Source organism: Streptomyces sp. NRRL S-350 (assembly GCF_000719705.1).
In the GTDB taxonomy this organism is placed as follows: domain Bacteria; phylum Actinomycetota; class Actinomycetes; order Streptomycetales; family Streptomycetaceae; genus Kitasatospora.
The window spans coordinates 50,656-73,396 of sequence record NZ_JOHO01000052.1 but is presented as its reverse complement, the minus strand read 5'-3'; the positions used below and the strand labels follow the sequence as shown (position 1 = coordinate 73,396).

Genomic DNA, 22,741 nt, shown 5'->3' with positions numbered 1-22,741 from the left:
CCCCCGCAGCCCCCGCCCCCGCACCGGCTCCCGCGCCGCCGCCCGCCGCGCGCCCGCTGCGCTGCGCCCCCTGGCCCTTCCCCCGGCGCCCCCGCGGCTTCTCCGGCCGGGAGGACGAACTGGCCGCGCTCGACCGGGCCACCGCCGCCCCCGGCGCGATCGCCGTCGTCACCGGCGGCGCCGGAGTCGGCAAGACCACCCTCGCCGTCCACTGGGCCCACCGCCGCCAGGACGCCTTCCCCGACGGCCGGCTCTTCGTCGACCTCTGCGGCCACAGCCCGCTGCCCGAACGCTCCACCCCGGCCGTGCTGCGCGAACTGCTGCTCGGCCTCGGCCTGCCCGCCGAGCAGATGCCCGCGACCCCCGAGGCCATGGCCGCCCGCTACGGCGAACTGACCGCCGACCGCCGGATGCTCATCGTCCTGGACAACGCGCGCCGCTCCGACCAGGTCCGCCCCCTGCTGCCCGACGGCGACGGCTGCGTCACCCTGGTCACCAGCCGCGACCGGCTCGGCGGCCTGGTCGCCTCCGACGCCGCCCGCCCCGTCCCGCTCGCCGAACTCTCGTCCCCGCAGTCCGTCACCCTGCTCGCCGCCACCCTCGGCGCCGACCTCGTCGCCGCCGAACCCGAGGCCGCCGCCCGGCTGGCAGGCCTGTGCGACGGCCTGCCCCTGGCCCTGCGCCTGGCCGCCGCCCGCCTGGCCACCGGCCCGGCCCGCGACCTGGCCGTCCTCGCCGACGAACTCGCCGACGAGCAGGACCGCCTGGGGCTCCTGGAGATGGAGGACACCAGCGTCGCCGCCGCCCTCGCCCTCACCGTCCAGCACCTCGGCGAACCGGCCCGCCGGATGTTCCACCGGCTCGGCGCGCACACCGGCACCACCCTCGACAGCCGCACCGCCGCCGCCCTCGCCGACTGCCGCACCGCCGACGCCGCCGGCGCACTCGGCCAACTCGCCACCGCCCACCTCATCGTCGAGATCGGCCGGGACGCCTACACCCTGCACGACCTGGTCCGCCTCTACGCCCGCACCCTGCCCGGCGACACCGACCCCGACGTGCTGCCGCGCCTGCTCGACCACCTCCTGAACACCCTGGTCGCCGCCTGCGACGCCGCCGAGCCCGGCAGCGAACCGTGCTGCGCCCTGCCGCCCGGCACCCGGCGCCCCGCGGACGTGCGCCCCTTCCCGAACCGGGAGAGCGCGCTCGCCTGGTACGCCGCCGAGCGGGACACCCTGCGCGGGGCGGTCGAGGCGGCGGTCGCCGCGGGCCTGCACGACCGGGCCTGGCGCCTGGTCCTGCTGCAGTGGCCGCTGATCGTGTGGCAGGTGAGGGACGGCTGGGTGCCGCTGCTCGAACAGGGCCTGTCCGCCGCCGAGGCCGACCGGGATCCGGGCGCCCAGTCCCGCGCCCGGGCGCTGCTGGGCTGGGTCCTGCTGGAGGAAGGGCGCCACGAGCAGGCCCTCGCGCACCTGGAACGGGCCCCCGACCTCGCCGCCCTGGCCGGGGACGGCACCGCGCAGGCCGTCGCCCTGATGAACCTGGCCGTCGCCCTGGGCCGCTACGGCCGCAACACGCGGGTGCGCGGCCTGCTCGCCCGGGCCCTCGTCCTGGCCGAACGGGCCGACCGCGCCGACCTCGTCGCCCTCGCCCGCCAGCACCTGGCCCGCGCGTGCCTGGACGCCGGCGCCCCCGAGGAGGCCGCCCACCACGCCGCCCGCGGCCTGGCCGTGGCCGAGCCCCCCTTCCCGGCCGCCCGCCGGGTGCTGCTGCAGGTCCTCTACGGCCGCGCCCTGGCCGCCACCGGCCACCGGGAGGAAGCCGCCCTCCACCTCAACGCGGCCGTCCGGGCGGCGCGGGCCCACCAGTTCGGCGAAGGCGAGTCGGACGCCCTCGCCGCCCTGCACGCCCTGCCGCCCGCGGCGACCGCCCCCGCGACGGCCACCGCCGCGACCGCCCCCGCCACCACTGCCCCCGCCCCCGCCTTCGCGACGGCCCCCGCGACCGCCGGATCGTACGGCGCGGGGGCCCGCTGACCGCTTCCGGCCGGTAGAACGGGCCCCCGGAAGGGAAGGTGACGTCGGGTCAGGCGTCGGCGAGGTGCCACCGCACCCGAACGGTTCGCCCGCCGCCCGCCGCCCGCCGCCCGTTCGCCCAGGGAGTCGCGATGACCGTGCCGCCGGAACCGGACCGCTCGAGCGAACTGCTGGAGCTCTACAAGCTCGCGGTGGAGATGGCCGACCGGATCTCGGCCCGCCGGGGCGTCGCCAACACCTACTTCCTGTCCGTCCAGACCGCCCTGGTCACCCTCATCGGGTTCGGCATACCCCGGCTCTCCGAGTCCCCGTGGTGGGTGCCGACGGCCGTCGCGCTGGCCGGCAGCACCCTCTCCGTCGCCTGGTGGCTGCAGCTGTGCAGCTACCGGGACCTCAACGCGGCCAAGTTCGAGGTCATCAACCGGCTGGAGGAGGAGCTCGCGGCGCGCATCTACACCGACGAGTGGCGGACCCTCAGGAGCGTGGCGCGCAGCGGCCGGTGGCGCAAGCACTACACCGAACTCGGCACCACCGAGCGGGCGGTGCCGGTGGTCTTCGCGGTGGCGCACCTGATCCTGCTCACCGGCACCCTGGTCACCGGCACACTGTCTGCATGAGCCACCTCGATCCGATCGCCGACCTCATCCGCGCCTGCCTGCCCTCGGAGGCGAGACCTCCCGCGGGCTCGGAGGACCTCTTCCGGATCTACGCCGTCCTGCTGCAGGCCAAGGGCGAGCAGGTCACCGACGAGGACGTCCACAACGCCTGGACCGCCTGGACCCAGGCCAGCGACGACAGCCACCGGGCCCTGGTGCCCTTCACCGAGCTCGACGCCCCCACCCGCGCCCTGGACGCCCCCTACACCCTCGCCATCCGCACCGCCGCCCGCCGGCTCCGCCACCCCACGGCCTGACGGCGCCGCCGGGCCCGCGAGCGCCGCCCGCTGGGCCCCGTCGGGCCCCGGCCGGCAGGCCCCCGCGGGCGGGCCCGGCGCCGTGCGCTCATCGGGTGGCGCGGCCGTCCGGGAGGTTTCCCCGGCGGCCCCTCGGGTATTCGCTGCCCTTTCACAAAACCTTCACGCGTGGGACCGGCATCGATCGACCGCCACCGGGTAGCCGGGGCGTTCGACCGTGCCGACACGAGGAAGGGACTCCAATGGTCGCCCCCACTGGTGTACTGCCCGTTTCCGCCGACCTGTCGACGGGCGTGCCCTCGCCCCGTCCGACGGTTCCCGACGGAGGGCTGAGGGACCTGCTGCCGCCGCAGCTCGCGACGGTCGACGACCTGCGCGAGATCGCCCCGGCCGACGCCCGTGAGCTCACCAAGGTGCTGCTGCGACGGCTCGCCACCCTGGAGGAGGGGACACGGGAGTACTCCTACGTCCGCTCCACCCTGGTGGAGATGAACCTGTCCCTGGTCAGGTTCGCGATCCGCCGCTTCAACGCGCACCGCGAGCCGCAGGAGGACCTGCTGCAGGTCGGCGCGGTCGGCCTGATCAAGGCCATCGACCGCTTCGACCCCGACCTCGGCGTGGAGTTCACCACCTTCGCCATGCCGACCGTCCTCGGCGAGATCCGCCGCCACTTCCGCGACACCACGTGGGCCGTCCACGTGCCGCGCCGCCTCCAGGAGCTGCGCATCGTCCTGGCCCGCGCCCAGGAGAGCCTGTCGCAGAAGCTGGACCGGGCCCCCACGGTGGCCGAACTGGCCGACCACCTCGACCTCTCCCAGGAGGAGGTGGTCGAGGGCCTGACCGCCGCCAACGGGCACACCGCCGGCTCCCTGGACACCGGCACCGAGGACGACGACCGCCCCGGCCCCCTGGGCGAGCGCCTCGGCGAGGACGACCGGGACCTCTCCCTCGTCGAGGACCTGGTCGCGCTCAAGCCGCTCGTCGCCGCCCTGCCCGAGCGCGACCGGCTCATCCTCTCGATGCGCTTCTGCGAGGACATGACGCAGTCCCAGATCGGGGCCCGCCTCGGACTGTCCCAGATGCACGTCTCCCGGCTGCTCAGCCGCACCCTGCGGCACCTGCGCGAGGGACTGCAGGAAGGCTGACCGCGCGCCGCGGCGAACCACGCGCCGCGCCGCGACCGCCCGGGGCGGGCCCGGTCCAGCACCCCCTGTTTGGCCGACGGACGCGACCTCCGTAAGGTCGGAGGGCACGGACACGGAGGGGAAAGACGATGACGCCATCGGACAACGACCACGGGGAGATCGCGCTCTCGGCCTCCCCGCCCCGGGCGGAGCTGGCGGTGCGGGCCCGCACCGCGGCGTCCGGGGCGGTGGTGTGCGTCCTCGTGGGCGACCTCGACATCGAGACGCTCGCGCCGGCCGCCGACGCCCTCACCACCCTCCTCGCGCAGCGCCCCAGCGCGATGGTGATCGACCTGGAAGGCGTCGACTTCTGCGACTCCTCCGGCCTGAACCTGCTGCTCAGGACCCGCCTCGCGGCGGGGGAGCAGGGGGTGGCCCTGCACCTGGCCGCCGTGTCGCCCACCGTCATGCGGGTGCTCGAACTGACCGGCGCGCAGGCGGTGTTCTCCCTGCACCGGTCGGTCGAGGCGGCCCTGGCGGCGCCGGCCGCCTGAACCCGGACGGCCGGCTTCCGCACCGGAGGCGGTATTCCGGCCACGGCCCGCGGCCCGGGCGGTGCATAATCCGGAAAGCGCCGGGAAACCGACCATGCGACAACCGCCGCCGATCCGAAAGGGTGCCCTCACATGACGATGAGCCGGGGGACCCTGGACGGCGATCCGCACCGGGCCGGGCCCGCGCTGCCCCCGGGCGGCCAACGCAGACGGCTGACCCTGGCCGGGCTCCCCAAGCCGGTCGCCAGGGCCAGGGCCTTCACCCTCCAGGCCTTCGGCGACTGGTACGCGTCCTCCCACCCGGTCGACGCCCACGAGGGCCCCGCCGCGGACGTCGTCCTGCTGGTCGCCGAACTCGTCGCCAACGCCATGCTGCACGGCGACGGCCCGCTGGAGCTCGTCCTGGACGCCACCAGGGCCCGGCTGCGGGTCGAGGTCAGCGACCGCAGCCCCGCCATGCCCACCCCGCAGCGCCCGCACGAGCCGTCCCTGCCCGGCGGCCACGGCCTGTTCATCGTGCAGCGCACCTGCGACCGCTGGGGCGCCGAGCCGCACAGCCAGGGCAAGACGATCTGGGCCGAGGTCGACGCCGGGCGACTGGCCGGCGACTGACCCACCGCCAACTACCACCCCACGGCGCCGTGCCCGGCGAGGGAGCCCCCTCACCGGGCACGGCGCCGTACGCGGGGCGGCCGCTCGACGGCCCGCGGGCCGCGGGCCGTCGCAGGCTCAGATGATGCGGGTGTAGAACGGGGCGTAGTAGAGCCCGTACCGGTCCCGGACGTCGAGTTCCGCCTCCCCCCGGCCCTCCTCCAGGTCGGGACTGCGGCGGATCTCCTCCTTGGTCCGGTCGACGTACACCTTCTGCTCCGCGATCTCGATCCGGGTGACGGTGCCGGCCGGCAGGAGCACCCGCTTGCCGAAGATCCAGGGACCGGTGTCCACCACCAGGTACTGCGTCCCCACCTCCTCCGACAGCTTGTCCACCTTGCCGATCGGGCCGTCCTGCGCCTCCACGTGGAACCCGATGAGGTCCGTCCCGGCGGTGTGGCCGGAATCACTGCGGAACTCCCAGATGTCGACGTTCCCACTCATGCCCGTCTCCCTTCCACGGCCACGGGCCGGGCGTTCGCCCGGCCCTGCGCGCACGCGCGATGACCGGCTGCCCCCACCCGCCCGTTCCATGCCACCCCCGCTCCCGGCCCGCCGCGCCCTGACGGCACGTCGGCAGGCATGGCCGCGCCCGGCCGGGATAGGCGAGCAGGACGACACCGGGCCCACGCGGCGCGAACCGCCCGCCGCCCGGAACGCGCGGCCCGCCGGGAAGGACCGGCGGGAAGGCCCGGGCGCAACGCCCGGGGCGGAAGGGGAGAACGGACGATGTGGTGGAGTCTGGTACGCCTGGCACTCGCGAGCGCCGCGGCGGCCCTCTTCGCGTACGGCCTGGACCGGATCACCCAGACCGCGGTGCGGCGACTGGCCGTCCGCGCGGGCACCGCCGGCGTACCGAGACTGGTGCGCCGGTGCCGGCTGCCGATCCTGGGCCTGACGGCGTGCCTGCTCCTGCTCGGCGCCCTGCCGTGGGTCGCCGCACCGCCCGCCGCCGGCGAGGCCCTGCGCCACCTGACGGTGATCCTCGCCATCGCCTCCGGCGGATGGCTGTGCGCCCGCGTCGTGGCCCTGCTCGTGGACAGCACCCTGCGCCTGGCCGTGCACCGCCGCGACCCGGCGTGGGCCGGCCGCGCCCGCACCCAGGCCGACCTGCTCGGCCGCATCGGCCAGGCGATCGTCGCCCTGGTGACGCTGGGCGCGGTCCTGATGACCTTCCCGGCGGTGCGCGGCATCGGCACGAGCCTGCTCGCCTCCGCCGGCCTGGTCGGCGTGGTGGCGGGCGTGGCGGCCCAGAGCACCCTGGCCAACGTCTTCGCCGGCGTCCAGATGGCCTTCGGCGACCTCGCCCGGATCGGCGACGTGGTCGTGGTGGGCGGCGAGTGGGGGACGGTGGAGGAGATCACCCTGACGGCCGTGGTGATAGAGACCTGGGACCAGCGCCGGCTGGTGATGCCGATCTCCTACTTCGTCGGCCACCCCTTCGAGAACTGGTCGCGCCGCTCCAGCCGGATCACCGGCACCGCGCTGCTCCACCTCGACCACCAGGCCCCCATCGGGCTGCTGCGGGAGGAGTTCGACGCCTTCCTGGCCGACAACAAGCTGTGGGACGGCCAGGGCAGCGCCCTCCAGGTCGTCGACACCACCCCCACCACCATCGTGGTCCGGGTGCTGGCCACCGCGGCCGACGGCGCCGACGCCTTCGAGCTGCGCTGCCAGCTGCGCGAACACCTCGTCGGCTTCCTGCGCGACCACCACCCGTACGCCCTGCCGCGCCTGTCCGTCACGGACGCGCCCGGCGGGCGCCCGACCCCCGGGCCCGCCGACGCCACCCCCGGGCCCGCCGACGCCGCGCCCTGGCCGTCCGGGCCCGCCGACGCCACCCCCTGGGCCCCCGGGCCCGCCGACGCCGCGGCCCGGCCGCCCGAGGACGCCGCCGTGCCCCGGGCTTCCGGGGGCGCCGACGGCATACCCCGCAGCCGAGGGGGACCGCCCCGGCGCTGACCGCCCCCGCCGACCTCAGCGGCCCTCGACCGCGCGGGCGTCGCCGGTCAGCGCGTAGCGGCGGCCGGCCATCAGCTCCTCGCAGGTGCTGCCGATCTCCTTCCCGAGCAGGTGCAGCACCGCCTCGGCGTCGTGGTCCGAGACGTAGCCCGGCGCGACCCGCAGGGCCAGCAGGCCCAGCTCCCGGAAGTCGCCCAGCAGCCGCTGCTGCGCCTCCAGGCCCCGGGCGACGACGGCGCGCCAGGCCTCGACGTCGTGGCCCTCGGGGCTCTGCACGCTCTGGAGGTCGACGGGCGGCACGTCCGGGCGCTCGCGCAGCTCGGTGACGGCGTCCGCGACGGCGGCACCCACCAGGGCGGCCCGCACCGGCCCGGGGCCGGCCTCGGCACGCACCCGGGCCAGCCGCTCGGCGACCAGGTCGGCCAGCTCGGCCAGGCGCCCGCGCAGGTCGACGACCGCCTGCACGGACAGCACCGGCCAGGTGTCCCACGTGTGGGAGAGCGAGGGCCCGACCTCGCGCTCCACGGTCTCCTCGATCGCCTCGGCCACGGCCGCGAGGTCCAGCAGCCGGTAGGCCGTCGGCCGGGAGAGGCCGAGTTCGGCCATGGCGTAGGCGCCCCACGAGGGGAAGCCGAGCGCCGTCCAGACCCGGGCGCCGTACGCCGCGCGCACCCGCCGGGTCAGTACCAGGGCGGAGGTGCGTGCCTCCGCTGCCGCCGCACGCAGCTCGTCGGTCAGGCGCAGGGCCTCGGCCCGGCCGACCGCGGCGTCCGGCTCGCTGTGATGTCGCTCGCCCATACGTGGGCATGTGCCCGCGGCCGGCCGGGGCGAATCAGGAGTGATCGGCAGGGATCAGGAGGAATCGGGTCGAACAGGGCGCTCGGTGCCGCCGGTGCTGTCAGGGCCGCCGGTGCTGTCAGGGCCGTCAGAGCCGTCGGCGCCGGTGCCCCCGGTGTCTCCTGGCTCCCCGGGCTCCTCCCCGTCGTGGAAGGAGACGTCGACGCGCTGCTCGGGCCGGCGCTCCTCCTGCCGGGCGACGGAGGACAGGACCGCCTCGTCCGCGTCCGTCAGCGGCGGCTGCAGCAGGCTGCGCGGCCACAGCCGGCGGGCGAGCACCACATTGGTCTCGGCCGCGTACACGGTGACCTGCGCGGCCAGGTAGAGCCAGGAGAGCAGGCCGATCACGGTCGCGAAGAAGCCGTAGACCTGGCCCGCGTGGCGCAGCTCGTGGGTGACCAGCAGCGAGCCGAACACCTGGAGGACGGTGAACAGCGGCCCGGCGATCGCGCAGCCCGGCCACAGCAACCGGGTCGGGACCTCCCGCGGGGTGAGCACCCGGAAGCAGGCCAGGCACAGCGCGGTGTTCACCAGCGCCGACACGACCAGGCCCCCGATCCGGGCGGGCACCCCGCCCAGGGCGGTGCCGACCAGGGAGGCGGCCGCCGTGCCCAGCAGCAGCCCGGTGCCCAGGACCGCGAACAGCAGCAGGCTGCGCACCAGCCGCGGCCAGTAGCCGGGCCGCTGCACCCCGGGCACGTTCCAGACCTCGGCCATCGCGTGCTGCAGGACCTGCGCGATGCCCAGCGCCCCGTACAGCATGCCGAGCGCGCCGATGAGCAGGGCCAGGCCGCTGCCCTGCAGGGAGTGGACGTTCTGGCGCAGCTGGTCGCCGATGATCGGGAAGTCGGCGAGCGCGGAGTCCAGCACCGAGCGCTGGGCGCCGGGATGGCCGTGCAGGACGAAGCCGAGGACGGTGCTGAGCAGGAGCAGCAGCGGGATCAGTGCGACGAAGCCGTAGTAGGTGATCAGCGCGGACAGCAGCCCGCCCCGGTCGTCCCCGTACTTGCGCACCACGCCGATCACCACGCCGGGAGCCCGGTGGCGCTGCTGGAAGCCGTCCACGCCCCGCAGGGCGCGTTCGATCGGGTTCACGCCCCGGCGTCTGCCCCTGCGGCGCAGACCGACACCCGGCGGATTGCCGCGCGCCGCCCCGGGCATCCGCGAGACGACCGGCGAGTCCGCCACGACCGGGGACCCGACCGAGGACACCAGCAAGGACCCGACCAAGCCCCGAGCAAGGACCCGAGCAAGGAGCCGACGGTGAACGAGATCCCCCAGGGCGGCGCGGGCGGCGTGCCGCTGCACCACGACACGGACGACGGCACTCCCGCGCAGGAGAGCCCCGCCCACGACGAGACCCCCACCGACGAGACCCCCACCGAGGAGCCCCCCGCCGAGGAGCAGGGCGACGCGACCACCGCCGAACCCGGCCGGGCCCGCCGCCTCGACCCCGACGAACGCGGCGAGGACGCCGGGTAGAACCGGCCGGGACGGACAAAGAGGGCGGACAGGGCGCCGTCCGGCAGAGCCCCCCGAGGGCACCGCCGGACGGCGCCCTCCGGTCGCGTCCGCCACCGACAGGGCTTCCCCTGGAGGAATGGCCGACCCGACACCGCCACTCAGCCCCGCCGAGCTGCTGCTGGAACGGTTCCTCGCCTCAGGACGCACCCTCGATCCCAAGGACGTACCGGCCATCGCCCAGCAGTACACCCGCGCCCTCGGCATCGGCTCCAGCACCGTCTACCTCGCCGACATCCAGCAGCACCGCCTCGTCCCCATCGACGACGGCCCGGCCCTGCCGATCGACGGCACCAGCGCCGGCTGGGCCTTCCGCACCGGCTCCCTGCGCGTCACCGAGGACGACACCGGCCTGGTGGCCTGGTTCCCCATGGCCGACGGAGCCGAACGCCTCGGCGTCCTGTGCCTCAGCACCACCGACCTCAACCGGGAAGCACTGCACCGCTGCCGCCTGCTCGCCGCCCTGCTCGCCATGGTGATCACCTCCAAGCGCGACACCAGCGACAGCTACGCCCTGGGCACCCGAGCGGAACCCATGAGCCTGCCCGCGGAGATGCTGCGCGCCTTCCTGCCGCCGCGCACCGTCTGCACCCACCGGGTCGTGTCGACCGCCGTCCTGGAACCCGCCTACGACCTCGGCGGCGACGCCTTCGACCACTCCCTGGCCTCCGGCGTCCTGCACGCCACCGTCCTCGACGCCATGGGCCACGACCTCGCCTCCGGCCTGACCGCCGCCGTCGCCCTCGCCGCCTGCCGCAACGCCCGGCGCAACGGCGCCGACCTGCCCGACCTCGCCGCCACCATCGACGACTCCCTGCAGCACTGGCTGCCCGACCGCTTCGCCACCGGCATCCTGCTGCGCCTGGACGTGGCCGCCGGAGCCCTGCACTGGATCAACTGCGGCCACCCCCAGCCCCTGCTGATCCGCGACCAGCAGGTCGTCGGCGACGCCCTCGCCCACACCTCGGAACCGCCCCTGGGCCTGGGCACGTTCTCCGGCGTGCCCCGCACCGTCCAGAGCTGCCGGCTCCAGCCGGGCGACCGGCTGCTGGTCTACACCGACGGCGTGACCGAGGCCAGGGGCGCGGGCGGCGAACTCTTCGGGCTCGACCGCTTCACCGACTTCGTCATCCGGGCCACCGCCGCCGGCGAGGAGACACCCGAGGCGCTGCGCCGACTCATCCACGCCATCCTGGAGCACCAGAACAACACGCTCTCCGACGACGCCACGATCATGATGATCGAGTGGCAGCCCGCCGCCCTGAGCACCGTCTCCCTCCCCTCGGTCGGCGGCCTGGCCTGACCCGCACGCCCTGAGCCGCGCGCCGCGCCCGGCCTCGGCGGACGGCTCAGGGCGTGCGGGTCATGGTGGAGCCCGCCAGGTGCGCGGCCAGACCCTCGCGGCCGTGCTCGCGGTACCAGCGGCGCTGGCGGTCGGCGCCGCTGCCCGCACGCTCGAAGGCCCACCACAGCCCGGCCACCCGGCCGGTGTCGCCGGCCGCCTCCAGACCGGGCGCGACGTAGGCGCGCAGCTCCTCGACCACGGCGGCGGCCGGGCGGGCGGTGCCGTCGGTGGGGGAGACCAGCCGGCCGTGCACGCCGGTGCGGGCGGCGTGCCAGGTGGCGGCGCGCAGCAGCTCGTCGGGGGTGTCGGGGCGCGGGCGCCCCTCCCGCTCCTCCAGGACGGCCGTGGTGACCAGGGCCCGGACCAGGCCGGCGAACAGCTCGGCGTCGGCGACCGTCAACTGCACGTCCGTGGCCCGCACCTCCACCGTCGGGTAGCGCTCGGACAGCCGGGCGTGCCAGTAGAGCTGGCCCGCGTCGGCGATCGCCTCCGCGGCCCGCAGCGCCGCCACCCGCCGCCGGTGGTCGGCGGCGTCGCGGAAGGCGGGCGGCGGGCCGCTGACCGCCCACTGGTCGAAGTGGACGGTGCGCCAGCTGGCGAAGTGGGTGTCCTCCCCCCGCCAGTAGGGCGAGTTGGCGCTCAGCGCGATCAGCACCGGCAGCCAGGGCCGCAGCCGCACCAGGGCGCCCAGGCGCTCCTCCTCGTCCTGGACGCCCACGTGGACGTGCATGCCGTTCAGCATCAGGTCGTCGACCAGCGCGGGCGCCTGGCAGCGGGCCCGCAGGTAGCGTTCGGCGTCCGTGACCGGCACCCGGCCGTCCGGCCCGAACGGGGCCGAACCGACGGGCACGATCCGGCAGCCGTGCTGGGCGGCGGCCGCGCTCAGGCCCGCGCGCACCCGGGTCAGGTGGCGGGCGACGGACGCCAGGTCCTCGCAGACCGGGGTCGCGGTCTCCACCTGCACCTGGAGCAGCTCGTGCTGCGCCTCCGCGGGGCGCAGCGCGGGCGCCAGGGAGGCGGTGGCCAGGACCTCCGCGGCCCGGGGCAGCGGCGTGCCGTCGCGGGGGTCGACCAGCAGGTACTCTTCCTCGACTCCGAGTGTCAGCATGCCGTTCCGCTACCCGGGTCCGGCTTTTGTACGCGGCCCGACGCGCACGACACCCAGGTCACCCGCCGTCTCGCCGCCCCGCCCCGCCCCGGCCGCCCGCCGGGGCCAGGCCGACCTCGCCCTCGCCCTCGCTCTGCCCCTCGGCGTCGATGTGCGGCAGCACCCGGTCCAGGAAACGCGGCGTCCACCAGGCCGCCGCGCCCAGCAGCGTCATCACCGCCGGCACCAGCAGCAGCCGCACGACCGTGGCGTCCACCAGCACGCTCACCGCCAGGCCCAGGCCCATCATCTTGATCACCACGTTGTCGCTGACGATGAACGCCGCGAAGACGCTCACCATGATCAGCGCGGCGCAGGTGATCACCCGGGCCGTGATCTCCAGCGCGTGCGCCACCGAGTCCTGGCTGCGCCCGGTGCGCAGCCAGGCCTCGTGCACCCGCGAGAGCAGGAAGATCTCGTAGTCCATGCTCAGCCCGAAGACGATCGCGAACATCATCATCGGCACGTAGCTCTCGATCGGCACCTTCCCCGCGACCCCGAGCGCCGGCCCGCCCCAGCCCCACTGGAAGACCGCCACCACCACCCCGTACGAGGCCGCGATCGACAGCAGGTTGAGCACCGCGGCCTTGACCGCGACGAGCAGGCCGCGGAAGACCGCCAGGATGATCAGGAAGGCCAGCCCGACCACCACCGCGATGATCAGGACCAGCCGGCTCGACACGATGTCCAGGAAGTCGACCTGGGCCGCGGTGTTGCCGGTGACGTAGGTCCTCGCACCGGTGCCGGCCACCGCGGCGGGCAGCACGGTGTCCGACAGGCGGTTGACCAGGTCGGTGGTGGCGCGGTCCTGCGGGGCGCTCGCCGGGATCACGGTGCCGAACAGCACCGCCCCGTCCGCACTGGTCTGCACCGGCGTGCTGCTCGCCGCCCCGGGCAGGCCGGTCAGCGCCTGCTGCACCGAGGCCAGCACCGCCGGCCGCGACTGCGCCGCCACCGCGCTCTGGTCCACGACCACCGTCAAAGGCGCGTTCGAGCCCGGCCCGAAGGCCTGGGCCATCAGGTCGTAGGCCCGCCGGTCGGTGAAGTCGGTGGAGTCCGCGCCGTCGCCGATGTGGCCGAGCTGGATGGAGAACAACGGGATCGACAGCACCGCCAGCACCACCACCCCCGCCACCAGGTACCGCCACGGGTGCGCCTCCACCCGCCGCGCGTACCGGTGCCAGCTCCCGCCCTCCCCGCCCTGCGCACCGCCGGCCTCGGCGATCGGGCGGCGCACGGCGAAGCGGTCCATCCGCCGCCCGATCAGCCCCATCAGCGCCGGCAGCAGGGTGAGCGCGCCGAACACCGCCGACACCACGGTCACGGCCGCCGCCGCGCCGAGCTTGGCGATGAAGGAGATGCCCGACACCGACAGCCCGGACAGCGCGATGATCACGGTGCAGCCGGAGACCAGCACCGCGCGCCCGCTGGTGGCCACCGCCTGCCCGGCGGAGGCGACCGGGTCCACGCCGTCCATCAGGTTCTGCCGGTGACGGGTCAGCAGGAACAGCGCGTAGTCGATGCCCACCCCGATGCCGATCATCGTCGCCAGGGTGGGCGCGACGGTCGCGAACGTGGACAGCGCCGCGACCAGCCCCAGCACCCCCAGCCCCACCACCGCCGCGAACAGCGCCGTCACCAGCGGCAGCCCCGCCGCGAGGGCACTGCCGAACCCCACCAGCAGCACCACGACCGCCACCGCGAAGCCGATCGCCTCGCTGGAACGGTCGTCCGGCGCCGGCCGGGCCAGCTCGCCCAGCGGACCGCCGTACTCCACCTGCACGCCGGCCTGGCGCAACGGCGCCACGGCCGCGTCCACCCCGCCCAGGTAGCCGGTGCCCAGCAGGGTCGGCGCCGTGTCGAACCGGACGGTGATGTACCCCGTCAGCCCGTCGGCGGACAGCGGCCCGCCCGGCACCGCGGGCTGGCCCGGCGCCGGCAGCGGGCTCTGCACCGCGATCACGTGCGGCAGCTGCTGGAGCGAGGAGACCGCCTGGGCGATCTGCGGCTGGAAGCCGGCCAGCTGCGCGGCGTCGTGCAGCACCACCTGCGAGCTGGTGCCCGCGGCGGCCGGCTCGTGCGCCTGCAGCACGTCACGGCCCTGCTGCGCCTGCGTGCCGGGCAGCGAGAAGTCGTCCGAGTAGGTGCCGCCGACCGTCTTGTTGGCGGCCTGGACGCCGGCCAGGGCGACGATCCACAGCACGATGACGATCAGCGAGTGGCGCGCGCACCACTCGCCCAGGCGGCGCAGTGCCGCGCGCTTGGCCGGCCGGTCGGCGGCCGAGGGGGTGGGGCGGGCGGACGGCGGCATGGGAGGCTCCCGGGGCTGCTGCGCGGTGGTGCGCCGGATCGGCGCAGTGTTCCCGGCGGGGCCGGACCGTCCACGGGTACCGGCGGGTAGTCGCCCCTACGGCTGCGGCACGGCGCCCGGGGCCGCGGCGGGGCGGGGGGAGACCCGCCGCCCCGTCAGGACCGTGCACGCGGGGCGCGCGGCCGAGCGGGGCGACGAGGACGTCCGGTACGGGCGCGGCAGCCCCTCAGCGCAGTTCCGCCAGCGCGGCGACGGCGAAGGCGTGGTCCTGCCCGGGGGCGCCGCCGCCGATGCCCAGGGCGCCGATCAGGCGGCCGTCGCGGTGGACGGGGACGCCGCCGGCGATGAACAGTAGGGGGCGGTCCAGCGCGGTGGGCAGGGAGTGGAACGGGCCGTCCGGCTTGACCAGGTCGACCAGGTCGGCGGTCGGGGCGTCCAGCTGCAGGGCGGTGTAGGCCTTGCGGGTGCTGGTCTCGCCGGAGATCAGCACGGCGCGGTCGTCGCGGCGGAAGGCGAGCAGGTGGCCGCCGGCGTCCAGGACGGTGACGCTGACCGCGACCCCGGCGGCCTCGGCGGCGGCGCGGGCGGCGCGGACGAGGGTCTCGGCGTCGGCGCTGGTCAGCGGGGTGACGGTGGTGCCGGCGCCGGTGCCGGTGCCGGTGCCGGTGGTGGTGTTGGTGGTGGTGCTGGTGGTGCTCATGGCGGTGTTCCTCCGGAGTGGGGGGTGGGGGCGGTCAGTGGACCGGGACGGGGGAGGGGGCGGCGGTCTCGCGCTCGGGGGCGCGGCGCTCCAGGGCGGCGGACCACAGGGCGAGGACGAGGGCGGAGGCGGCCAGGGCGGCGCCGACCCAGTTCGGGGCGGTGTAGCCGAGGCCGCCGGCGATGACGATCCCGCCGAGCCAGGCGGCCAGCGCGTTGCCGAGGTTGAACGCCCCGATGTTGACGGCCGAGGCCAGGGTGGGGGCGCCGTGGGCCTGGTCCAGCACCCGCTTCTGCAGCGGGGGGACGGTGGCGAAGCCGAGGGCGCCGACCAGCAGGATGGTGGCGGCGGCGAGGACCTTGTCGTGCGCGGTCAGGGTGAACAGCGCCAGCACGACGGCCAGCCCGCCGAGGGTGGTGTAGAGCAGCGGCATCAGCTTGCGGTCGGCGAACCGGCCGCCGAGCAGGTTGCCGAGGAACATGCCGACGCCGAACAGCACCAGCAGCCAGGTGACGGCGCCGTCGGAGTAGCCGGCGACCCGGGTCATCATCGGCGCGATGTAGGTGATCGCGGCGAAGACGCCGCCGAAGCCGAGCACGGTCATCGCCATCGCGAGCAGCACCTGCGGGTTGCGGAAGGCGGTCAGTTCGCGGCGCAGGTGGGCGCCCTCGGGGCGCGGCAGGGCGGGCACCAGCCTGGCGATGCCGAGCAGGCCGACCACGCCGAGCGCGGCGACGACGCCGAAGGTGGTGCGCCAGCCGACGGCCTGGCCGATGAAGGTGCCCAGCGGCACGCCGACGATGTTGGCGACGGTGAGCCCGGTGAACATGGTGGCGATGGCGCCGGCCTTCCTCTCGGGGGCGACCAGGTCGGCGGCGACCACGGACCCGATGCCGAAGAAGGCCCCGTGGGCCAGCGAGGTCACCAGGCGGCCGGCCAGCATCAGCGGGAAGTTCGGGGCGAACGCGGAGAGCAGGTTGCCGGCCACGAACAGGGCCATCAGCAGCATCAGCATGGTCTTGCGGCTGACCCTGGTGCCCAGGGCGGTCATCAGCGGCGCGCCGATGACGACGCCGAGGGCGTAGCCGGTGACCAGCAGGCCCGCGTCGGGGATGGAGACGCCGTAGTCGTCGGCGATCCGGGGCAGCAGGCCCATGACCACGAACTCGGTGGTCCCGATCCCGAATGCGCCGATGGCCAGGGCGAGGAGAGCGAGAGGCATGGGGGCCCGACCCTTCCGTAATTGCTTGAGTGAGCGTCTAGCGTGCTTCGACAATAATTGCAGACGCGCAATAAGTGCAATCGCAGCCGGGTTGGCGCGCGGCGCGGAGGCGCGGCGCGGGGGTGTGGCGGGGGCTGGGCGCGGCGCGGGCGTGCTCCTGGGCGGGCGCCGGCCCGGCCCGGAAACGCGGCCGGGCCCGACCCCGTCCGGGCCGTGGGGCGGCGGGGACGGGTCGGGCCCGGTCGGGGCGGCGGGGGTGGTCAGCGGCGGGCGGCGTCCACGGCCTCGACCGCCTGGACCAGCGAGGCCAGCTCGGGGTTCGCCGCGGCCTGGTCGAGCGCCTCCCGCAGGGCGGCGTCGTTGGTGGGCCGGGCCTCCCGCAGGAGCTTCAGACCGGCCTCGCTGACGTTGGTGTAGATGCCGCGGCGGTCGGTCGGGCACAGGTAGCGCAGCAGCAGGCCGCGGTCCTCCAGGCGGGTGACCAGGCGGGTCGTGGCGCTCTGGCTGAGCACGACCGCGTCGGCGACCTGCTTCATCTGCAGGTGGCCGCCCTCGCCGTCGTGCTGGCGGCTGAGCACGTCGAGCAGCGAGTACTCCCGCACGCTCAGGCCGTGGCGGGACTGCAGGGCGCGCTCGATGTGCGACTCGATCCGGCTGTGCAGGAGGGACAGGGCGCCCCAGCCGTTGGCGAGCGCGGTGAGCGCGGGGTCCGTGGCGGTCATGGGCCCGGCCTCCTTCCCGAAGGGTGTGCCGTACCAGGATAAGCCATGGGGTGAAATACCGGCTTGAGCCTGTATAGCGCTTGCGCAACCACCCCAGGCTTCCGGTCGCCTCGAGGGGGCGTTCCCCCGGCGCTCCGCGGAGCGGGTCGGCGGAGGGGGCCGGCGGAGTGGTTCAGACCATTGACGGGCGGGAGGCGGGCTCCTACGGTGTCGGGCAACCGGTCTGGCGCGGGCATGCCATGCCCTGGCGGCCCCGCACGTCCCCGCGCACCCCCACGCGCACGTCCAGGACGCCTGCCCCGCGCCGGGCGCACACTCCACCACCCCCACGGAGGAGCACCATGCGCACACGCCACCTCCTCGCGGCCGCCGCGGCCGCGATCGCCCTGCCGCTCGCCACGGCCCTACCGGCCCAGTCCCACGGCTACGTCGACCAGCCGCCGAGCCGCTCCGCGCTCTGCGGCGCCGACGCCGTCCCGTGGGACTGCGGCGACATCCAGTGGGAACCGCAGAGCGTCGAGGGCCCCAAGGGCTTCCCCGCCCGCGGCCCGGTCGACGGCACCATCTGCGCCGGCGGGGACGCCCGCTGGGCCCCGCTGGACGACCCGCGCGGCGGCGCCTGGCCCACCACCCGGGTGACGGCCGGTCAACAGCTCACCTTCACCTGGCACATCGAGGCCCGCCACGCCACCACGAACTTCACGTACTACCTCACCAAGCCCGGCTACGACGCGTCCCGGCCGATCACCCGGGCCGCGCTGGACCTGACCCCCTTCCTTACCGTCCCCTACGACGGCCGCCGGCCCGCCGCGACCACCACCCACACCGCGACCCTGCCCACCGGCCGCACCGGCCACCAGGTGATCGTCGCCGTCTGGGAGATCGCCGACACCGGCAACGCCTTCTACTCCTGCACCGACGTCGCGTTCTGACCCACCGCCGCGTCCCGCCGGCGCCCGCCCGCCCGGGCCGCGCGCCGGCGGGACGCCGCGCCCACGAGACCCTTCGGGGACGCCGGGACCGGTCCGCCGCTCACGCGCCGCACAAGCCGCAGCTGGGTACATTGAGGGCGTTCGGGGGGAGCAGCGTCAGGCTTCGCGCGTCCACGCACAGAAGGCCGAACCGCCTTCGGAAAGGGTCTCCATGCACCCCGCCCTCAGCCCCGCCGTCCTCGCCGAGCTGCGCCGGCCCCGGCCCTACCCGGCGGTGTCGATCCTGATGCCCACGCACCGCCGGGAGCCGGACAACGCGCAGGACCCGGTCCGGCTGCGCAACCTGATGGCCGAGGCGAAGGAGAAGGTCCAGGCCGACCCCCGGGTCTCCCGCGCCGACCGGATCGCCGTGCTGGAGCAGCTCGACCGGGCCCTGGCCGAGGTCGACCTGGTGCACGCCGAGGACGGCCTGGCGATCCTCGCCGCGCCCGGCGAGCACCAGGTGTGGTCGCTCGGGCGCTCCGCCCCGGCCCGGGTGGTCGTGTCCGACACCTTCCTCACCCGCAACCTGGTCGCCGCGCACGCCGCCGAACGCCCCTACTGGGTGGTCGCGATCGCCGCCGACCGGGTGACGCTGTGGGGCGGCACCCCGGAGCGGGTCAGCGAGGAGACCGGCGACGGCTTCCCGCTGGTGCGCGTCCACGACAACCCCGACCCCGAACGGCAGGAGCGCATCGGCGACACGCCCAGCACCTTCCGCGACGAGGAGACCAAGACCTTCCTGCGCCAGGCCGACGCCGGGATCGGCAAGCTGCTGGCCGCCGACCCCCGCCCGCTGTACGTGGTCGGCGAGGCCGGCGCACTCGCCCTGCTGGACGCCGTCGGCGCGATCGCCCAGCAGGCCACCGCGCAGATCCCGCACGGCGGCCTCGCCCAGGCCGACGCCGAGACCGTCCGCCAGGTGGTGGAGCCCGCCGTGCGCGCCCACGCCGGGCGCGAGGTCGCCGAGGCCCTCGCCCTGCTCGACAAGGCGCACGGCCGCCAGGCGTTCGCCGCGGGCCTGGACGAGATCTGGCGGGCCGCCGGCGAGGGCCGGATCGCCCGGCTCGTGGTCGAGGAGAACTACCGCACCACCGTCCGCGACGACGGCGAGCACCTCGTCCCCGCCGAGAGCGGCCTGCCCGGGGCCCGCGAGGACATCGTCGACGAGGTGATCGAGCGGGCCCTGGGCACCGGCGCCCAGGTCAGCTTCGTCCCCGACGACACCCTCGCCGACAGCGGGCGGATCGCTGCCTCGTTGCGGTACTGACCCGGCGGCGCGCACGGCGAAGGACGGCGCAGGGCGGAGGACGGCGCAGGGCGGAGGACGGCGAAGAGGCGGGCCGGCGCCCGGATTCGTACGGGCGCCGGCCCGCCTCGGCTCCGGGCGCGGGCCCGGGGGCGGTGCTGTCCTGTTCCGGCGGGTCGGTCCGGCCGGGCCGCCCTAGCCGGCCTGGCGGGGGCGACGGCCGACGAGGGCCGTCAGCGAGGCCATGGTCGTCCGCGGCGGGTCCTGCAGGTGACGGTCGGGGCGCACGAGCGGGCGGGCCAGGAGGCGGACCAGGGCGCCGAGGACGAAGCCGTACACCGACACCAGGCCGTGCCCGTTGGACTGGGCGAACCACATGGCCAGGCCGGCGGCGGGCACGGCCAGCGCGAGCAGCCGCTCCTTCGCGTCGCCGCCGCGCAGCAGGAGGGCGGCGGCCAGGGTCGCGGCGAGGAAGTAGGTGGCGCCCGAGCTCCCGGCGAAGTTGCGCGGGTCGACGGTGGTGCGGTCGGCCTCCCCGAAGAGGGAGTCGATGTGCTCCGGCAGCAGGATGCCCGCGGCGAACAGGCCCAGCATCAAGGGGGCGCCCCAGAACCACTCCGCGAGCGCGGCGACGATCACGAGGGTGGCGATGTTCCACGCGCCTCCGAAGAGGCCGCCGTTCTGCATGAAGACCGAGGTGACCACCCGCCACCAGCCCGACTTGCTGGGGTCGGAGTCGAAGGCGTCCATCGCCCCCGACCAGCACAGCTGCGTCACCACGGCGCCGATCGCGATCACGGCCAGCCCGGCCGCGGCCCACGGCAGCCCGCGCCGGTTCACGGTCTCCGGCCCGATCAGGGCCATGCCGGCCTTGAACATCAGCACCATCAGACCTGCCGTGGTCACGTTGAACACGATCGCGTCCATCGCCGCCCCCATCCCCCTGTTTGACCTGCGATGACCGCGACCCTAGCGGTAGTGGTGAGCAGATTTCAAACATCGTTTGAAAGGCCTCGGTACACTCGCCCGGTGAAGCTGACCGCCGACCGGATCATCGACGCGGGCATGGGCGTGTTCGCCGAATCGGGCTATCACGGACTCTCCATGCGAAAGGTCGCGGAGCGGCTCGGCGCGCGCGCCGGCAGCCTCTACTACCACGTGCCCAGCAAGGGCGCCCTGCTCCAGCTGATGGCCGACCGGCTCGCCCGCCAGGCCTACGACGCGGGCACGGCCGCGCTGGCGGCCCTGCCCCAACAGGCCGACTGGAAGCGCCGGTTGGAGGCCCAGGCCGTCACCCTGCGGCACAGCATCCGGCAACACCCGGGCGGCGCCGCCCTGTTCGCCGACAGCCCGAAGGTCCTCAGCACGGGGGCACTGTCGTTGATGGAGCGGCTGCTGCGGACCCTGGGGGACGCCGGGGTACCACAGGCCACGTGCGCGGTCGCCGCCGACGCGCTGCTCAGCCACGTCACCGGGTTCGTGCTGCAGGAGCAGGGCGATCCGCCCGCCGTGCCCGTCACCCCGCGGGCCGTCGCCGAAGTCCACGAACGCTTCCCGCTGACGGTGGCCGCCGCGTCGACCTCGGCCCGCGCGCTGGACGAGAAGTTCGTCCAGAGCGTGCGGCTGCTCTGCGACGGCATCGAGGCCCGGATCCCGGCGTCCGCCCCGGGCCGCCCCTGACCTGCGCCCCCGCGGCGGTCGGGCCGGCACCCCGCGCCGGGGCGCGGGCCCGCCCGCCCCCGCCCCGGCCGGCGACACCACGCCCGACCCGCGAAACGCCCGGGCCCGCGGACGCCCGGCCACCCCGTCGCGCGCTCGCCCGGCGAGCCCGGCCGCCCCGCCGTAGGCTCGCGGCCGGGACCGCCCCCGCCCCCGCCGCCCACGACGCCGCCCTCGAACGACGAGGCCGCGGGGCGGCAGGGCGGCGGACCCGCGCGAGGAAAGGAGCGGAAGGTGGACGAGCGAACCCCCACCGGACGGCGCTGCCTGGTCACCGGAGCCACCGGCTACATCGGCGGACGGCTGGTGCCCGAACTCCTGGCCGCCGGATACCGGGTGCGCTGCCTGGCCCGCGACCCCGGGCGCCTGCGCGACCAGCCGTGGCGCGCCGAGGTGGAGGCCGCCACCGGCGACGTCACCCGGCCCGAGAGCCTGGACGGCGCCTTCGACGGCGTCGACACCGCCTACTACCTCGTCCACTCGCTCGGCACCGGCCCCGACTTCGAGGACACCGACCGGCGCGCCGCCCGCGCCTTCGCCCGGGCCGCCGCCGCGGCCGGGGTGACCCGGATCGTCTACCTCAGCGGACTGCTGCCCGCCGGCGTACCCGAAGCCGAACTCTCCCCGCACCTGCGCTCGCGCGCCGAAGTCGGCCGGGTCCTGCGCACCGCCGGCGTGCCCGTCGCCGAACTGCGGGCCGCCGTCATCATCGGCTCCGGCTCCGCCTCCTTCGAGATGCTCCGCTACCTCACCGAGCGCCTGCCCGCCATGGTCACCCCCCGCTGGGTCGACACCCGCATCCAGCCCGTCGCCGTCCGCGACGTGCTCCGCTACCTCGTCGGCGCCGCGTCCCTGCCGCCCGAGGCCGACCGGGCCTTCGACATCGGCGGACCGGACGTGCTGACCTACCGCCTGATGATGCAGCGCTACGCCGCGGTGGCCGGCCTGCCCCGGCGGCTGATCGTGCCGGTGCCCGTCCTGTCCCCGGCCCTGTCCAGCCTCTGGGTCGGCCTGGTCACCCCCGTCCCCGGCCCGCTCGCCCGCCCACTGGTGGAGTCCCTGCGCCACGAGGTGGTCTGCCACGAGCACGACATCGCCCGCTGGCTCCCCGACCCGCCCGGCGGCCCGACCGGGTTCGACCGCGCCGTCGAACTCGCCCTGCGCCGCATCCGCGACGCCGAGGTCGCCACCCGCTGGTCCTCCGCCTCCCTGCCCGGCGCCCCCAGCGACCCGCTGCCCACCGACCCCGACTGGGCCGGCGGCAGCCTCTACCAGGACCTGCGCGAACGACGCGTGGCCGCCGAACCCGCGGCCGTGTGGCGCGTGGTCGAGGGCATCGGCGGCGACAACGGCTGGTACTCCCTCCCCTTCGCCTGGACCCTGCGCGGCACCCTCGACCGGCTGGCCGGCGGCGTCGGACTGCGCCGCGGCCGCCGCGACCGCCACCGCCTGCGGGTCGGCGACGCCCTCGACTTCTGGCGGGTCGAGGAGATCGAGCCGGGCCGGCTGCTGCGCCTGCGGGCCGAGATGCGCCTGCCGGGACTGGCCTGGCTCGAACTGCGGGTCACCCCCGACGGGGACGGCGGCGCGCTCTACCACCAGCGCGCCCTGTTCCACCCGCACGGCCTGGCCGGACACGCCTACTGGTGGGCGATCGCCCCCTTCCACGGCCTGGTCTTCGGCGCCATGGCCCGCAACATCACCGACCGCGCCCGCCGCCCCGCCTGACCCGGCGCAACCAGCGCCCGCCGCACCTC

The 22,741-nt window shown here is 75.7% G+C and carries 22 protein-coding genes; 13 read left to right on the top strand and 9 right to left on the bottom strand.

Going from position 1 to position 22,741, the window contains the following annotated elements:
- The 6 genes from IF30_RS0131685 to IF30_RS0131660 all read left to right on the top strand — a co-directional run.
- Positions 1-2,036, top strand: a 2,036-nt coding sequence (locus tag IF30_RS0131685; RefSeq protein WP_051711660.1) for an NB-ARC domain-containing protein, incomplete at its 5' end; no start/stop codon positions are given.
- Positions 2,037-2,167: 131 nt separating this feature from the next.
- Positions 2,168-2,653: a RipA family octameric membrane protein gene (locus IF30_RS0131680; protein WP_037901757.1), complete on the top strand. Its 486-nt coding sequence runs from the start codon at positions 2,168-2,170 to the stop codon at positions 2,651-2,653.
- Positions 2,650-2,949, top strand: coding sequence for a DUF7701 domain-containing protein (locus tag IF30_RS47065; RefSeq protein WP_030244883.1), 300 nt, complete (start codon positions 2,650-2,652; stop codon positions 2,947-2,949). Before IF30_RS0131680 ends, IF30_RS47065 begins: the two co-directional genes overlap by 4 nt.
- A 242-nt stretch (positions 2,950-3,191) precedes the next feature.
- Positions 3,192-4,094, top strand: coding sequence for an RNA polymerase sigma factor SigF (locus tag IF30_RS0131670; protein ID WP_078891863.1), 903 nt, complete (start codon positions 3,192-3,194; stop codon positions 4,092-4,094).
- 128 nt (positions 4,095-4,222) lie between these two features.
- Positions 4,223-4,627, top strand: a complete 405-nt coding sequence (locus IF30_RS0131665) for an STAS domain-containing protein (protein ID WP_051711659.1) — start codon at positions 4,223-4,225, stop codon at positions 4,625-4,627.
- A gap of 132 nt (positions 4,628-4,759) precedes the next feature.
- Positions 4,760-5,239 (top strand): ATP-binding protein, encoded by a 480-nt coding sequence (locus IF30_RS0131660; protein ID WP_030244878.1) that lies wholly within the window; start codon positions 4,760-4,762, stop codon positions 5,237-5,239.
- 117 nt (positions 5,240-5,356) lie between these two features.
- Here IF30_RS0131660 and IF30_RS0131655 read toward each other — a convergent pair whose 3' ends face one another.
- Entirely contained in the window at positions 5,357-5,722 is a 366-nt protein-coding gene (locus tag IF30_RS0131655) for a PRC-barrel domain-containing protein (RefSeq protein ID WP_030244875.1), read from the bottom strand.
- Between the two features lie 285 nt (positions 5,723-6,007).
- On the opposite strand from IF30_RS0131655, the gene IF30_RS50415 reads away from it, so the two are divergent.
- Positions 6,008-7,240 (top strand): mechanosensitive ion channel domain-containing protein, encoded by a 1,233-nt coding sequence (locus IF30_RS50415; RefSeq protein WP_078891862.1) that lies wholly within the window; start codon positions 6,008-6,010, stop codon positions 7,238-7,240.
- A gap of 15 nt (positions 7,241-7,255) precedes the next feature.
- Here IF30_RS50415 and IF30_RS47060 read toward each other — a convergent pair whose 3' ends face one another.
- Both IF30_RS47060 and IF30_RS48175 read right to left on the bottom strand, forming a co-directional pair.
- A complete protein-coding gene (locus tag IF30_RS47060) occupies positions 7,256-8,038 on the bottom strand; it encodes a hypothetical protein (RefSeq protein WP_051711658.1) in 783 nt (260 codons plus the stop codon).
- A gap of 54 nt (positions 8,039-8,092) precedes the next feature.
- Complete coding sequence (locus tag IF30_RS48175; RefSeq protein ID WP_051711656.1) at positions 8,093-9,172, bottom strand: YihY/virulence factor BrkB family protein; 1,080 nt, start codon at positions 9,170-9,172, stop codon at positions 8,093-8,095.
- 168 nt (positions 9,173-9,340) lie between these two features.
- On the opposite strand from IF30_RS48175, the gene IF30_RS48170 reads away from it, so the two are divergent.
- Together IF30_RS48170 and IF30_RS0131630 are read left to right on the top strand one after the other, a co-directional pair.
- On the top strand, positions 9,341-9,559 hold the full coding sequence (locus IF30_RS48170; RefSeq protein ID WP_030244864.1) for a hypothetical protein: 219 nt from the start codon (positions 9,341-9,343) through the stop codon (positions 9,557-9,559).
- Between the two features lie 118 nt (positions 9,560-9,677).
- Positions 9,678-10,901: a PP2C family protein-serine/threonine phosphatase gene (locus IF30_RS0131630; protein ID WP_051711654.1), complete on the top strand. Its 1,224-nt coding sequence runs from the start codon at positions 9,678-9,680 to the stop codon at positions 10,899-10,901.
- 46 nt (positions 10,902-10,947) lie between these two features.
- Here IF30_RS0131630 and IF30_RS0131625 read toward each other — a convergent pair whose 3' ends face one another.
- From IF30_RS0131625 to IF30_RS0131605, 5 genes are all read right to left on the bottom strand, one after another.
- Entirely contained in the window at positions 10,948-12,051 is a 1,104-nt protein-coding gene (locus tag IF30_RS0131625) for a carboxylate-amine ligase (RefSeq protein WP_030244860.1), read from the bottom strand.
- 58 nt (positions 12,052-12,109) lie between these two features.
- Positions 12,110-14,401 (bottom strand): MMPL family transporter, encoded by a 2,292-nt coding sequence (locus IF30_RS0131620; RefSeq protein ID WP_030244857.1) that lies wholly within the window; start codon positions 14,399-14,401, stop codon positions 12,110-12,112.
- A gap of 226 nt (positions 14,402-14,627) precedes the next feature.
- A complete protein-coding gene (locus IF30_RS0131615) occupies positions 14,628-15,101 on the bottom strand; it encodes a GlcG/HbpS family heme-binding protein (protein ID WP_078891860.1) in 474 nt (157 codons plus the stop codon).
- 34 nt (positions 15,102-15,135) lie between these two features.
- Positions 15,136-16,323 (bottom strand): MFS transporter, encoded by a 1,188-nt coding sequence (locus IF30_RS0131610; protein ID WP_030244853.1) that lies wholly within the window; start codon positions 16,321-16,323, stop codon positions 15,136-15,138.
- A 260-nt stretch (positions 16,324-16,583) separates the two neighbouring features.
- Entirely contained in the window at positions 16,584-17,045 is a 462-nt protein-coding gene (locus IF30_RS0131605) for a MarR family winged helix-turn-helix transcriptional regulator (protein WP_030244850.1), read from the bottom strand.
- 341 nt (positions 17,046-17,386) lie between these two features.
- Between IF30_RS0131605 and IF30_RS0131600 the strand changes: the two genes are divergently transcribed.
- Both IF30_RS0131600 and IF30_RS0131595 read left to right on the top strand, forming a co-directional pair.
- Positions 17,387-17,977: a lytic polysaccharide monooxygenase auxiliary activity family 9 protein gene (locus IF30_RS0131600; protein WP_030244848.1), complete on the top strand. Its 591-nt coding sequence runs from the start codon at positions 17,387-17,389 to the stop codon at positions 17,975-17,977.
- 211 nt (positions 17,978-18,188) lie between these two features.
- Positions 18,189-19,286 carry a hypothetical protein gene (locus tag IF30_RS0131595; protein WP_030244846.1) on the top strand — a complete coding sequence of 366 codons (1,098 nt, stop codon included), beginning with the start codon at positions 18,189-18,191 and terminating at the stop codon, positions 19,284-19,286.
- Between the two features lie 174 nt (positions 19,287-19,460).
- Here the strand turns inward: IF30_RS0131595 and IF30_RS0131590 are convergent, their stop codons facing one another.
- Positions 19,461-20,192: a hypothetical protein gene (locus tag IF30_RS0131590; protein WP_030244843.1), complete on the bottom strand. Its 732-nt coding sequence runs from the start codon at positions 20,190-20,192 to the stop codon at positions 19,461-19,463.
- 102 nt (positions 20,193-20,294) lie between these two features.
- Here IF30_RS0131590 and IF30_RS0131585 point away from each other — a divergent pair, with 102 nt between their 5' ends.
- Both IF30_RS0131585 and IF30_RS0131580 read left to right on the top strand, forming a co-directional pair.
- The gene (locus IF30_RS0131585) at positions 20,295-20,945 is read left to right on the top strand and encodes a TetR/AcrR family transcriptional regulator (RefSeq protein ID WP_030244841.1); all 651 of its coding nucleotides are present in this window, start codon (positions 20,295-20,297) and stop codon (positions 20,943-20,945) included.
- A 273-nt stretch (positions 20,946-21,218) separates the two neighbouring features.
- The gene (locus IF30_RS0131580; RefSeq protein ID WP_030244838.1) at positions 21,219-22,712 is read left to right on the top strand and encodes an SDR family oxidoreductase; all 1,494 of its coding nucleotides are present in this window, start codon (positions 21,219-21,221) and stop codon (positions 22,710-22,712) included.
- Positions 22,713-22,741: the final 29 nt, after the last annotated feature.